This window comes from Pseudomonas sp. 3A(2025), from assembly GCF_054589175.1.
The window spans coordinates 48,680-61,243 of sequence record NZ_BAAILM010000095.1 but is presented as its reverse complement, the minus strand read 5'-3'; the positions used below and the strand labels follow the sequence as shown (position 1 = coordinate 61,243).

12 protein-coding genes are annotated in these 12,564 nt (G+C 62.1%); 5 read left to right on the top strand and 7 right to left on the bottom strand.

The genetic code is table 11. From position 1 onward, the window contains the following. Positions 1-98 precede the first annotated feature (98 nt). The 3 genes from ACYP2A_RS23835 to ACYP2A_RS23825 all read left to right on the top strand — a co-directional run bounded on the left by ACYP2A_RS23835 (position 99) and on the right by ACYP2A_RS23825 (position 3,673). Entirely contained in the window at positions 99-911 is an 813-nt protein-coding gene (locus tag ACYP2A_RS23835; protein WP_459748401.1) for a cytochrome C assembly family protein, read from the top strand. A 12-nt stretch (positions 912-923) separates the two neighbouring features. After that, positions 924-2,144 (top strand): transporter associated domain-containing protein, encoded by a 1,221-nt coding sequence (locus tag ACYP2A_RS23830; RefSeq protein ID WP_459748400.1) that lies wholly within the window; start codon positions 924-926, stop codon positions 2,142-2,144. Positions 2,145-2,371: 227 nt separating this feature from the next. Further along, positions 2,372-3,673 carry an MFS transporter gene (locus tag ACYP2A_RS23825; protein WP_459748399.1) on the top strand — a complete coding sequence of 434 codons (1,302 nt, stop codon included), beginning with the start codon at positions 2,372-2,374 and terminating at the stop codon, positions 3,671-3,673. A gap of 74 nt (positions 3,674-3,747) precedes the next feature. On the opposite strand, the gene purT is transcribed toward ACYP2A_RS23825, so the two are convergent. From purT to ACYP2A_RS23800, 5 genes are all read right to left on the bottom strand, one after another. Next, the gene (gene purT, locus ACYP2A_RS23820) at positions 3,748-4,929 is read right to left on the bottom strand and encodes a formate-dependent phosphoribosylglycinamide formyltransferase (RefSeq protein WP_459748398.1); all 1,182 of its coding nucleotides are present in this window, start codon (positions 4,927-4,929) and stop codon (positions 3,748-3,750) included. A 106-nt stretch (positions 4,930-5,035) separates the two neighbouring features. Beyond that, positions 5,036-5,503 (bottom strand): preQ0 transporter, encoded by a 468-nt coding sequence (locus ACYP2A_RS23815; protein ID WP_459748397.1) that lies wholly within the window; start codon positions 5,501-5,503, stop codon positions 5,036-5,038. 2 nt (positions 5,504-5,505) lie between these two features. After that, positions 5,506-5,712, bottom strand: a complete 207-nt coding sequence (locus ACYP2A_RS23810; RefSeq protein WP_459748396.1) for a DUF1289 domain-containing protein — start codon at positions 5,710-5,712, stop codon at positions 5,506-5,508. Continuing rightward, positions 5,702-6,235, bottom strand: coding sequence for a gamma carbonic anhydrase family protein (locus tag ACYP2A_RS23805; protein WP_459748395.1), 534 nt, complete (start codon positions 6,233-6,235; stop codon positions 5,702-5,704). Before ACYP2A_RS23805 ends, ACYP2A_RS23810 begins: the two co-directional genes overlap by 11 nt. A gap of 33 nt (positions 6,236-6,268) precedes the next feature. Next, on the bottom strand, positions 6,269-6,865 hold the full coding sequence (locus ACYP2A_RS23800) for a CoA pyrophosphatase (protein ID WP_459748394.1): 597 nt from the start codon (positions 6,863-6,865) through the stop codon (positions 6,269-6,271). 158 nt (positions 6,866-7,023) lie between these two features. Here ACYP2A_RS23800 and ACYP2A_RS23795 point away from each other — a divergent pair, with 158 nt between their 5' ends. Next, positions 7,024-7,566, top strand: a complete 543-nt coding sequence (locus ACYP2A_RS23795; RefSeq protein ID WP_459748393.1) for an NUDIX hydrolase — start codon at positions 7,024-7,026, stop codon at positions 7,564-7,566. Positions 7,567-7,614: 48 nt separating this feature from the next. Continuing rightward, positions 7,615-8,178, top strand: a complete 564-nt coding sequence (locus tag ACYP2A_RS23790) for a L,D-transpeptidase family protein (protein ID WP_459748392.1) — start codon at positions 7,615-7,617, stop codon at positions 8,176-8,178. Positions 8,179-8,225: 47 nt separating this feature from the next. On the opposite strand, the gene ACYP2A_RS23785 is transcribed toward ACYP2A_RS23790, so the two are convergent. Together ACYP2A_RS23785 and purL are read right to left on the bottom strand one after the other, a co-directional pair. Continuing rightward, positions 8,226-8,546 carry an NGG1p interacting factor NIF3 gene (locus ACYP2A_RS23785; RefSeq protein ID WP_459748391.1) on the bottom strand — a complete coding sequence of 107 codons (321 nt, stop codon included), beginning with the start codon at positions 8,544-8,546 and terminating at the stop codon, positions 8,226-8,228. Between the two features lie 4 nt (positions 8,547-8,550). Continuing rightward, positions 8,551-12,447, bottom strand: a complete 3,897-nt coding sequence (purL, locus tag ACYP2A_RS23780; RefSeq protein WP_459748390.1) for a phosphoribosylformylglycinamidine synthase — start codon at positions 12,445-12,447, stop codon at positions 8,551-8,553. Positions 12,448-12,564 lie beyond the last annotated feature (117 nt).

Here is a 12,564-nt window from a genome sequence, read left to right as displayed (position 1 = left end):
GCCAGGCGGCATCGTACAGCGTCGTGCCGTAGCACTCTTTCGTGCAACGCCGGTCTATGCCACACTCAGCCCCTTTCAGGGCCCGCCCGTCAGGATTTATGTCCCCTTTGTCAGCCAGTCTGTTACCCAGCCTCGCCGCTGCCTGCCTCTACGCCGTTGCGACCGTCTATCAGGGCATTCGCCTGAGCCAGACCACCCGGCCCGACAAACGGCTGCTGGGCCTGCTCGGCAGCCTGGCGGTGATTGCCCACGCCTTCAGCCTTTATTCGCAACTGGTACGGCCTGTCGGCCTGGGCCTGGACTTCTTCAACGCCGCCAGCCTGATCGCCCTCTCCGTTATTGTCCTGACGCTGCTGGCCACGATCCGTATCCCGGTCGAAAACCTGCTGGCGCTGTTGTTCCCGCTGGGACTGGTGACCGTGCTCATGGCCCAGTTCGTGCCCAGCGGCACTGTCCAGCCCATTCTCGAAGAACCGGGCATCCTCAGCCATGTACTGCTGTCGATCCTGGCCTATGGCATGTTCACCATTGCCGCGTTCCAGTCCTTGCTGCTGCTGTTGCAGGACTACCAGCTCAAACACAAACACCCGGCAGGCCTGATCCGCAATTTCCCGCCCCTGCAAACCATGGAGAGCCTGCTGTTCGGCTTTTTATGGGCCGGCTGGACCCTGCTGTCGCTGTCGCTGATCAGCGGCTGGCTGTTCGTCGACAATCTGTTTGCCCAGCACCTGGTGCACAAGACCCTGCTGGCGTGCCTGGCCTGGGTGGTGTTCAGCGTGCTGCTGCTGGGCCGCACACGCCTGGGGTGGCGTGGGCACAAAGCAATTCGCTGGACCCTGGGCGGCTTCTGCCTGCTGATGCTGGCCTATTTCGGCAGCAAGCTGGTACGCGAATTCATCCTGCACATCTGACGAGCCTTGCACATGGATAATCTGCCCATCGGTCCGCTGCTCGGTGTGCTGGCGTTGTTGACGCTGTGGTCGGGGCTGCTCACTGCGCTGGAACGCGCGCATACCCTGTGCACCGACGGCCGCAAGATACGCACCCGGACTGACATCGACCTCGACAGCCTGATCCTGGGCAATACGCTGATCAAGACCCTGATGGTGGTGATTGTCCTGTTGATCACCATTCGCTACTGGTTCTATCAAGGTCCGGTGCTGGCCTGGCTGGGCAGCAGCGCCCTGATGCTGATTTTCGTCGAGTACCTGCCGCGTCGCCTGGCGGCTCGCTATCCGTTAAGCACCTTGTTACTGGGCAAAAGCCTGCTGCGCTGGCCATTGCGCCTGCTGCGGCCGCTCAGCTGGAGCCTGGATGCTATCGCCGGCGTGTTGCTGCGACCTTTCGAGCCCCGCCCGACGCCTCGCGGCGAAGTCGAGCACCAGCAACAACCGCTGCCTGCCACCAGCCTCGATACCGAAGCGGACACCGACCTGCCGCAAGGTGTACTGGCCGGGATTCGCGCACTGGACCGCATGACGGTCAACGACATTCTGATCCCGCGCAGTGAAGTGGACGGCATCAATCTGGATGACAGCATCGAGCAGATCATCGAGCGCCTGATTATTTCCCGGCACACACGCCTGCCGCTCTATCACAACGACATCAATCAGGTGCAAGGCGTACTCAATACCCGGCAGATCAGCCATTTGCTGCCCAAGAGCGAGCTCACCAAAGAGCACCTGCTGGCGGCCTGCTACGAACCCTACTTCGTTCCGGAAAGCACACCCCTGCAACTGCAATTGCTCAATTTCCACAAACAGCAGCGGCGTCTCGGCGTGGTGGTCGACGAGTATGGCGAAGTGCTGGGCATCATCAGCCTGGAAGACATTCTGGAAGAGATCGTCGGCGAGTTCGAAAGCGAGCATTTCGATAACCCGGACATTACCCGACTGGCGGATGGCCAACTGCAAGTCGATGGCGCCGCCTCCATCCGCGAACTGAACAAGAGTCTGGGCTGGCACCTGCCCTCGGACGGCCCCAAGACCCTGAATGGCCTGGTGACCGAAGCACTGGAAACCATTCCAGAAGGCCCGGCATGCCTCAAGGTCGGGCCCTACAGGATCGAGATTCTCGAAACCGAGGACAACCGCGTGACCCGCGTGTTGATGTGGAAGCATGCCCCGGCCCGGGCACTCTACTAAGGTCTGTTACCGCTTGTTTCAGAAATGAAACCCTTCCTATAATCCCCAGGCTTACCCAGCCCCGACCGATCCGCGTGCTACCCGCACGTCGCGTAATCGGCCACGTTTCAGCCTGCCCCACGCACTTTCAGGCGTCGCCCCCACCCATCAGCGACGCCCCTGCCTTGCCGCCCAACCGGGCCGACCGTGGACATGCCCACTAAAAACGTAATAACAGGGATATTCGCATGACCACTACGACCGTTGATGACGCCGACGCCATACCGCCGGCCAACTCCGCCACCCGCGTTGCCACTGCCAGCTTCATCGGTACCGCCATCGAGTTTTACGATTTTTATGTGTACGCCACCGCTGCCGCGCTGGTCATCGGCCCGGTGTTCTTCCCGCAGACCTCCGGGGCTGCGCAAATGCTCGCCTCGTTCCTGACCTTCGGCATCGCGTTCATAGCGCGCCCGCTGGGCTCGGCATTGTTCGGCCACTTTGGCGACCGCATCGGGCGCAAGTCGACGCTGGTCGCTTCGTTACTGCTGATGGGCGTCAGCACCACGCTGATCGGTGTGCTGCCCGGCTATGCCACCATCGGTTTCTGGGCACCCCTGCTGTTGTGCCTGCTGCGCTTCGGCCAAGGGCTCGGGCTGGGCGGCGAATGGGGCGGTGCAGCCTTGCTGGCCACCGAGAATGCGCCCAAGGGTAAGCGCGCCTGGTACGGCATGTTCCCGCAACTGGGGCCTTCGATCGGCTTTCTGGCAGCCAACGGGCTGTTCCTGACCCTGGCGCTGGTGCTCGATGACGAACAGTTCCGCTCGTGGGGCTGGCGCATTCCGTTCCTGCTCAGTGCAGTGCTGGTGATGGTCGGCCTGTACGTGCGCCTGACCCTGGAAGAAACTCCGGCCTTCGCCAAGGTGCTGGCCCGCCAGGAGCGGGTGCGCCTGCCAATCGTCGAGACCTTCAGCCAGCACTGGGCACCGATGCTGCTGGGTGCTGCGGCCATGGTGGTGTGCTACGCCCTGTTTTATATCTCGACGGTGTTCTCGTTGAGCTATGGCGTGTCGACGCTGGGTTACAGCCGCGAAACCTTCCTGGGCCTGCTGTGTTTTGCCGTGCTGTTCATGGCCGCGGCTACGCCAATCTCGGCACTGGCCAGCGACCGTTACGGTCGCCGCCCGGTACTGATCGTTGGCGGCCTGTTGGCAATTGCTTCAGGCTTTTTGATGGAGCCGCTGCTGACCCACGGTTCGACCTGGGGCGTGGCCCTGTTCCTGTGCATCGAGCTGTTCTTGATGGGCGTGACGTTTGCGCCAATGGGCGCCCTGCTACCGGAACTGTTCCCGACCAAAGTGCGCTACACCGGGGCATCGGCAGCGTATAACCTGGGCGGCATCGTCGGCGCCTCGGTGGCACCGTTCTTTGCCCAGAAACTGGTGGCCATGGGTGGCCTGAGCTGGGTGGGCGGCTATGTATCGGCGGCAGCCTTGCTCAGCGTGCTGGCCGTATTGGCGCTTAAAGAAACCCGCGATACCGACCTGTAAACATAGCGGCAAGCGGTGAGCTTCAAGCTGCAAGCAGAATGCGTAGTTCTTGCTTGCAGCTTGAGCCTTGCAGCTTAAAGCTCGACCTTGACCGCTTGCGAGGCGCGGGTGGCTTTGGCGCGAGCGGCTTCGATTGACTCGTCGCGTGCCAGGGCTACGCCCATGCGGCGCTGGCCGTTGACTTCCGGCTTGCCGAACAGGCGCAGGGCGGTGTCTGGCTCGGCCAGCGCCGCGCCGAGATTGGCGAAGGCGGTCTGGGTCGACTGGCCTTCAACCAGCACCACGGCCGAAGCCGATGGCCCGAACTGACGCACCAGCGGCACCGGCAAGCCCAGAATGGCGCGGGCATGCAGGGCGAACTGCGACAGGTCCTGAGAGATCAGGGTCACCAGGCCGGTGTCATGCGGGCGTGGCGAGACTTCGCTGAACCACACCTGATCCCCCTTGATGAACAGCTCGACGCCGAACAGACCACGGCCGCCCAATGCTTCGGTAACCGCCTTGGCCACACGCTCGGACTCTGCCAGCGCGACCGGGCTCATGGCCTGTGGCTGCCAGGATTCCTGATAGTCGCCCTTCTCCTGACGATGACCGACCGGCGCACAGAACGTGGTGCCTGCAGCATGACGCACGGTCAGCAGGGTGATTTCGTATTCAAAGTCGATGAAGCCTTCAACGATGACACGGCCCTTGCCGGCGCGACCGCCTTCCTGAGCGTAATCCCAGGCTTTCTGCACATCATCGACGCTTTTGAGCAGGCTCTGGCCTTTGCCCGAGGAGCTCATCACCGGCTTGACCACACATGGGAAGCCCAGCTCCAGCACAGCCTTGTTGTAATCCTCGAAGCTGTCGGCGAAGAAGTACGGCGAGGTCGGCAGCCCCAGCTCTTCAGCCGCCAGGCGACGGATGCCTTCACGGTTCATGGTCAGCTGGGCAGCACGCGCGGTCGGGATCACGGTGAAGCCTTCGGCCTCCAGTTCCACCAGCGTTGCAGTGGCGATGGCTTCGATTTCCGGCACGATGTAGTGCGGCTTCTCGGCCTCGATCACCGCACGCAGGGCAGCGCCGTCGAGCATGTTGATCACGTGGCTGCGATGCGCGACCTGCATGGCCGGGGCGTTGGCGTAGCGATCGACGGCGATTACCTCGACACCCAGGCGTTGCAGTTCGATCACGACTTCCTTGCCCAGTTCGCCGCTGCCGCACAGCAATACGCGGGTCGCGGTGGGCGACAGTGGGGTTCCGATTTGAGTCATCTCAGGTCCTCGTGGAGCAGATGTCGAGGGCAACCCGGCAGGAAACGGGCAACCGCTGTGGAGAAAGGCGCGCAATTTATCATGCTTGAAGTGCTACGGGGTCAGTTCAGTTCACGCACGCCTGACGACGCAGGCGCCAGGCCATGATCAGCCACACCGCCGTGACACCGGCGAATTTGGAGCCTAGTGCGGTGAGCAGCACCGGCGCTGTCAGGGCGTCGATCATGCCGAAGAAGATAAAGGTATCGAGCGGAATGCTCAGCGCCGAACTGATCCACAAGCGGTCATGCAGCGGCCGACGGGTGATGGTGAACACCAGCCAGTCGATGCATTCGGAAACCGCGAAGGCCGTGGCGCTGGCCAGCGCGATAGTCGGGTCGCTGGTGACGTACGACAGCAGCAATGCGACCAGCATGGCCAGGATTGCGCCATGGCCAAAACGGGTCTGGACCATGTCGCGCAGGACGAACACCAGCCCGCCCCAGGCCGACCAGATGATGTCCAGGTGCGGCGCGGCCGAGAAGGCAAAGTTGATCAGCACGACGCTGGCGATGTAAGCGATCAGGAAGAGCACGGTCAAAAGTTCCAGAGCACGCCGCTGGCCTTGGCCCGCTCGTGACACAGCACCAGCACGGCGCGGCGCTGTTCGTTGTCCATGCGGCTCCAGCCGGTGATTTCGCTGACGCTGCGCTGGCAGCCGGTGCAGATATCGTCATCATCCAGTGCGCAGATGCTCACGCAGGGCGAGCGCACAGGTTTTTCAGCCGGTATTTCAGTATTCATCGTCTTCCTGCACCGCAAGGTCGCGGGCGTAGCGTTGGGCGTTGTGCACATAATGAGCGGCGCTGGCTTCGAGCATGGTTTTCTGCGCATCGGTCAATTCGCGTACAACCCGCCCCGGCGAGCCCATGACCAGCGAGCCATCGGGAATCACCTTGCCTTCGCCGATCAGCGAGTTGGCGCCGATGATGCAGTGCTTGCCGATCTTCGCGCCATTGAGAATCACCGAGTTGATGCCGATCAGGCTGTAATCGTCGACACTGCAACCGTGCAGCATCGCATTATGGCCAATGGTCACGCCCTTACCGATGGTCAGCGGCGAGCCCATGTCGGTGTGCATGACCGTGCCATCCTGCACGTTGCTGTTTTCACCGATATGGATCAGTTCGTTGTCGCCGCGCAGCACGGCGCCAAACCAGACATTGGCGCCTGCTTCAAGGCGCACTTTGCCGATGAGCGTGGCGGTGGGCGCGGTCCAGCTGTCGGGATGGGTCTGGACGCGGGCGTCCCCCAGACGGTATTTCATGGCAGGTCCTCAGGCTTTCTTATAAGTCGATGTTCAGCGTTTCACGGGGCGCGGCGGGTGCTCCAGGCTGATCTTCGCGTCGTACAGCACGTTGATCAGCTCGACGATCATGATCGCGGTCAGGCCCCAGATCTTGTATTCGCCATAACGATAGCTGGGCACGTACCAACTGCGGCCCTCGTAGTCGATGCGGTGAGTGTGCTCACGCACGTCCTGACGGAAAAACTCCAGCGGCACGCTGAATACAGCGGCAATCTCGCCATCGTTGGGGCGGTATTCGACAAAGTCCGGAATGATGCCGACGTACGGCGTGACCTTGATGCCATAGCGCGAGACCAGCGGGCTTAAAGGCCCGACAATCTCGACCAGCCCCGGCGGCAGGCCGATTTCTTCTTCGGCCTCACGCAGCGCGGTGAACACCAGGTCAGGGTCTTCCGGGTCGCGCCGACCACCGGGAAAAGCCACTTCGCCGCCATGGGTCGACAGGCCGCTGGCACGCAGGGTCAGCACCAGCTCGGGTTCTGCGCTGCGCGTCACCGGCAACAGCACGGCAGCCTCGGGAAAGCGTCGATCCGTCTCAAGGATGTCTGGCGTATGACTGCTGACACGTCGAAGTAGCTCATCCAGCATGGGAAATCTCGATCGGTTGGCTACCCGGCATCATGCACCAAAAGCCGGGGTACGCCCAAGCCTTAGCAACCAGGTTGAGGTGCAACACACAGGAAAACTTGCTGACCGGCCATGTGGCAGGCCAAGATAACGCCTGCCCTCACTGATCGAACCACGCCATGAATTTCTGCAGCCATTGCGGCCAGGCGGTTACCCAGCGCATTCCCGACGGCGACAGCCGCTTGCGTTTTGTGTGCGACCACTGCCACACCATTCATTATCAGAACCCGAACATCGTTGCCGGCTGCCTGGTCACCGTAGGCGACAAGGTGCTGCTGTGCCGCCGCGCCATCGAGCCGCGCCACGGTTACTGGACCTTGCCGGCAGGCTTCATGGAGAACGGCGAAACCGTCGAGCAGGCTGCGCGCCGCGAAACCCTCGAAGAAGCCTGCGCCGAACTTCACGAGCTGCACCTGTACGCCATGATCGATGTGCCGCACATCAATCAGGTGCATGTGTTCTATCGCGCAGAACTGGCAGGCAACGCGTTTGCCGCCGGTATCGAGAGCCTGGAAGTGCAATTGTTCGACGAAGCCGACATTCCCTGGGGCGACCTGGCTTTCATGACGGTCAAGCGTACCCTAGAATGCTTCTTCGCCGACCGGCGCGAACAGCACTACCCTGTGCACGCTCAAGCGCTGCCGGCCTCACGCCCGACTTAAACCCTCCACTGCCCGGCACGTCGACGACGCGCCCTCAGGAAAACGTCAATGCGCTGGTTGTTCGCCGTACTGTGCCTGTCGTTCGCATCCGCCTCTCAAGCGGCCTTCACCCAGACCATCGTGCCCAAGGGCAGCGAGCAGAAGATCGTCGGCGAAAAGGTGATCAACACCGTAAAACTGTCTGAACGACGCATCGACAAGGTACTTGTCATCAAGTCGGCGCGCCAGTTGCAGTTGATCAGCGACGGTGAGGCACTCAAGACCTATCGGGTATCGCTGGGCAAGAACCCCAAGGGCACCAAGCTACAGGAAGGCGACAAGCGCACGCCCGAAGGCTTTTACTGGCTCGACTGGCGCAAGCCCAGCAGCCGCTACAACCTGTCGATGCATGTGTCTTACCCGAACGCGGCCGACAGCGAGCGCGCCAAGGCGGCAGGCGTGAAACCCGGTAGCATGATCATGATCCACGGCACGCCCATCGATGAAGAATACCCGGAGTGGTATTTCCATACGCTGGACTGGACAGAAGGCTGCATCGCGCTGAAGAACAATGACATGCGCGAGATATGGGATCTGGTGAAAGACGGCACGATGATCGAAATCAGGCCTTAAACGATGCAGCGCCGAACTCGTAGGAGTGGCTTTAGCCGCGAAAGCCGTTACGCGGTGTTTGCTTCCCGACTGAAGTCGGTCCTACAAGCAGGCGTCTCGTAGGGGTGGCTGAGCTTGAGCGCTGCCACCGCCGCACGAATATGGTCGTCGGCGACGACCATCTCGACTTTCCACTCTGCAACTTCTTCGACCACCCCGCTCTGCCCGATGAACGGCTGGCTGCCGTCCAGCGGGCGGAACTGGCCCTGGCCCAACACCTGCCAGGCACAGTGGTCGTAGTCACCGATTCGCCCGGCACCGGCGGCGAATACGGCGTTCTTCACCACGGCCAGATGACTGGCCGGGACGAAGAACGCGAGCTTATACACTGACTCAGTTCACCCAGGCGCGCGCATTGCGGAACATGCGCATCCAGGCCGCGTCCTCGTTCCAGTCGTCCGGACGCCAGGAGTTCTGCACGGCACGGAAAACCCGCTCAGGGTGCGGCATCATGATGGTCACGCGACCGTCACGGGTGGTCAGGCCGCCGATACCGCGCGGCGAACCGTTCGGGTTGGCCGGGTAGGTTTCGGTCACCTTGCCATGGTTGTCGACATAACGCAGGGCCACAGTGCCGGAAGCATCGGTCAGGGCCAAAGCATCGCTGCTGGCGAACTCTGCATGGCCTTCACCGTGGGCGATGGCGATCGGCATGCGCGAACCGGCCATGCCTTGCAGGAAGATCGACGGCGACTCCTGGATCTGCACCAGCGCCACGCGTGCCTCGAACTGCTCCGAACGGTTGCGCACGAAGTGTGGCCACAGCTCGCTGCCCGGAATCAGCTCGTGCAGATTAGAGAGCATCTGGCAACCGTTGCACACGCCCAGCGTGAAGCTGTCGGTGCGCTCGAAGAAGCCTTGGAAGGCGTCACGGGCACGGCTGTTGAACAGCGCCGACTTGGCCCAGCCTTCACCGGCGCCCAGCACGTCGCCGTAGGAGAAGCCACCGCAGGCGACCAGACCCTTGAACTCATTGAGGTCGACACGACCGGCGAGAATATCGCTCATGTGCACGTCGATGGCGTTGAAGCCGGCGCGGTCGAAGGCGGCTGCCATCTCGACCTGACCGTTGACGCCCTGCTCACGCAGTACGGCCACTTGCGGACGCACGCCCTTCTTGATGTAAGGCGCTGCGATGTCGTCGTTGACGTCAAAGCCCAGTTTTACGTTCAGGCCCGGGTTGTCTTCTTCAAGCAGCAGACCGAATTCCTGGTCGGCGCACTCGGGGTTATCGCGCAGGCGCTGGATCTGGTAGCTGGTCTGCGCCCACTCGCGGTGCAACTGATGACGCTGAGCGTTGAAGACCGCGACGCCGTTGTAGCTGATCGAGACTTCGTCGTTGTTGAGCGGCTTGCCGATCACCGCGACGCAGTCCGACAGACCGGCAGCGCTGAACTGGGCCAGTACATTGGCGGTGGCATCCTGACGAACCTGGATGACTGCACCCAGCTCTTCGTTGAACAGGATGGCCGACAGTTCGGAGACGTTTTCAGCCAGACCATCAAGGCACAGTTGCAGGCCGCAATGACCGGCGAAGGCCATTTCCAGCACGCTGACCAGCAGACCACCGTCAGAACGGTCGTGGTAAGCCAGCAGGTGGCCATCGGCGTTCAGGCCCTGGATCACAGCGAAGAACGCTTTCAGGTCTTCGGCGTCGTCGACGTCCGGCACGCTGCGGCCCAGCTTGCCGTGTACCTGAGCGAGGATCGAGCCGCCCATACGGTCCTGGCCACGGCCCAGATCGATGAGGATCAGGTCGGTTTCGCCCTTGTCCATGCGCAGTTGCGGGGTCAGGGTCTTGCGAATGTCGGCCACCGGCGCAAAGCCGGTCACGATCAGCGACATCGGCGAGGTCACGCTCTTCTCGGTGCCTTCGTCGCTCCAGCGGGTCTTCATCGACATCGAGTCTTTGCCGACCGGAATGGTAATGCCCAGCTCAGGGCACAGTTCCATGCCAACGGCCTTGACCGCGTCGTAAAGACGGGCGTCTTCACCGGGGTGACCGGCTGCCGACATCCAGTTGGCCGACAGTTTGATGTCGGAGATTTTCGCGATGTGCGAGGCGGCGATGTTGGTCAGCGTCTCGCCGACCGCCATGCGTGCCGAAGCCGCCGCATCGAGCAGAGCCAGCGGCGTGCGCTCGCCCATGGCCATGGCTTCACCGGTGTTGACGTCGAAGCTGGTGGCGGTCACGGCGCAGTCAGCCACCGGCACTTGCCAGGGGCCGACCATCTGGTCGCGAGCGACCAGGCCGGTGATGCTGCGGTCACCGATGGTGATCAGGAAGCTTTTGCTGGCCACGGCCGGGTGATGCAGCACGCGCTGCACGCTGTCGGCCAGATCCAGCACGCTTGGGTCGAAATCGTCGCCCTGCTCGGCTTCACGCTGAACCGAACGGTGCATGCGCGGCGCCTTGCCGAGCAGCACTTCGAGCGGCATGTCCACCGGGCTGTTGCCGAAGTGGCTGTCGGTCACGGTCAGGTGCGGCTCTTCAGTGGCCTCACCGACGACGGCAAACGGGCAGCGCTCGCGCTCACAGATGGCCTGGAAGCGCTCGAAGTCCTCGGCGCTGACCGCCAGAACATAACGTTCCTGGGATTCGTTGCTCCAGATTTCCAGCGGCGCCATGCCCGGCTCGTCGTTGGGCACGTTGCGCAGTTCGAAACGACCACCACGGCCGCCGTCGTTGACCAGTTCAGGGAAGGCATTGGACAGACCGCCTGCGCCCACGTCGTGGATGAAGGCGATCGGGTTGTTGTCGCCCAATTGCCAGCAACGGTCGATGACTTCCTGGCAACGACGCTCCATTTCCGGGTTTTCGCGCTGCACAGAAGCGAAATCGAGGTCGGCAGAGCTGGTGCCGGTGGCCATCGACGAGGCAGCGCCGCCGCCCAGGCCGATCAGCATGGCCGGGCCGCCGAGCACGATCAGCTTGGCGCCAACGGTGATTTCGCCCTTTTGCACGTGTTCGGCACGGATGTTACCCATGCCACCGGCGAGCATGATCGGCTTATGGTAGCCGCGCACTTCGTCGCCGTGCGGGGTACTGATCGACTGCTCGAAGGTACGGAAATAGCCGGTCAGGGCCGGACGACCGAATTCGTTGTTGAACGCAGCGCCGCCCAGCGGGCCTTCGATCATGATGTCCAGCGCGGTAACGATACGCTCAGGCTTGCCGTAAGGCTTTTCCCAAGGCTGCTCGAAACCTGGAATCTGCAGGTTGGATACGGTGAAACCGGTCAGGCCGGCCTTTGGCTTGGCGCCGCGACCGGTTGCACCTTCGTCGCGAATCTCGCCGCCGGAGCCGGTGGAGGCACCCGGGAATGGCGCGATGGCAGTCGGGTGGTTGTGGGTCTCGACCTTCATCAGGATGTGCACCGGCTCCTTGACCGCACCGTACTGGCGGGTTTCAGGATTCGGGAAGAAGCGCCCGGCTTCATGGCCGACAATCACCGAGGCGTTGTCTTTGTACGCCGACAGAACGCCTTCGTTGTGCATGACGTAGGTGTTCTTGATCATGCCGAACAGGCTTTTTTCCTGTTCCTGACCATCGATATCCCAGCTGGCGTTGAAAATCTTGTGCCGGCAGTGCTCGGAGTTGGCCTGGGCGAACATCATCAGTTCGATGTCGTTCGGGTTGCGGTTCAGGCCGGTGAAGCTGGTGACCAGGTAATCGATCTCGTCTTCAGCCAGGGCCAGGCCCAGCTCGACGTTGGCTTTCTCCAGCGAAGCGCGACCACCGCCGAGGATATCGACAGAGGTCAGCGGACGCGGCTGGGCATGGCTGAACAGGCCGGCGGCCTGGTCCAGCGAGGTCAGTACCAGCTGGGTCATGCGGTCGTGCAGCACAGCGGCGACGGCTTGCGCCTCGGCATCGCTGAACTGGCCTTCTACATAAAAGGCAATGCCGCGCTCCAGGCGCTGGATCTTGTCTAGGCCACAGTTACGGGCAATGTCGCTGGCCTTGCTCGACCACGGCGAAATAGTGCCGAAACGGGGCACGATCAGGAACAGGCGCCCGGTCGGCTCCTGAACCGGCACGCTCGGGCCGTATTTCAGCAAACGGTCAAGGACCTGTTGCTCCTGGTCGCTCAGTGCGCCGGAGACTTCAGCGAAGTGAGCGAATTCGGCATACAGGCCACTGACAGCTGAAACTTTTTGTTTCAGTTGTTCCAGCAATTTGCTGTGGCGGAAAGCAGAAAGGGCAGGAGCACCACGCAGGATCAACATCGTCGGGACAGCCTCGGGAAGGGGGGTGTACTTTGAGGCCACGCATTCTAGCCTAAAGCGGTCCTTCTGGCACCCAAAACGGCTGCACGGCATGCGCCGCAATGTCGCGCCAGCATC

Excerpts from the sequence above, each read along its gene's own strand:
- ACYP2A_RS23795 (WP_459748393.1), top strand. The coding sequence starts at position 7,024 with ATGAATTTCTGCAGCCATTGCGGCCAGGCGGTTACCCAGCGCATTCCC.
- ACYP2A_RS23825 (WP_459748399.1), top strand. The coding sequence starts at position 2,372 with ATGACCACTACGACCGTTGATGACGCCGACGCCATACCGCCGGCCAAC.
- ACYP2A_RS23835 (WP_459748401.1), top strand. The coding sequence starts at position 99 with ATGTCCCCTTTGTCAGCCAGTCTGTTACCCAGCCTCGCCGCTGCCTGC.
- ACYP2A_RS23790 (WP_459748392.1), top strand. The coding sequence starts at position 7,615 with ATGCGCTGGTTGTTCGCCGTACTGTGCCTGTCGTTCGCATCCGCCTCT.
- ACYP2A_RS23810 (WP_459748396.1), bottom strand. The coding sequence starts at position 5,712 with ATGAATACTGAAATACCGGCTGAAAAACCTGTGCGCTCGCCCTGCGTG.
- ACYP2A_RS23830 (WP_459748400.1), top strand. The coding sequence starts at position 924 with ATGGATAATCTGCCCATCGGTCCGCTGCTCGGTGTGCTGGCGTTGTTG.
- purL (WP_459748390.1), bottom strand. The coding sequence starts at position 12,447 with ATGTTGATCCTGCGTGGTGCTCCTGCCCTTTCTGCTTTCCGCCACAGC.
- ACYP2A_RS23800 (WP_459748394.1), bottom strand. The coding sequence starts at position 6,865 with ATGCTGGATGAGCTACTTCGACGTGTCAGCAGTCATACGCCAGACATC.
- purT (WP_459748398.1), bottom strand. The coding sequence starts at position 4,929 with ATGACTCAAATCGGAACCCCACTGTCGCCCACCGCGACCCGCGTATTG.
- ACYP2A_RS23805 (WP_459748395.1), bottom strand. The coding sequence starts at position 6,235 with ATGAAATACCGTCTGGGGGACGCCCGCGTCCAGACCCATCCCGACAGC.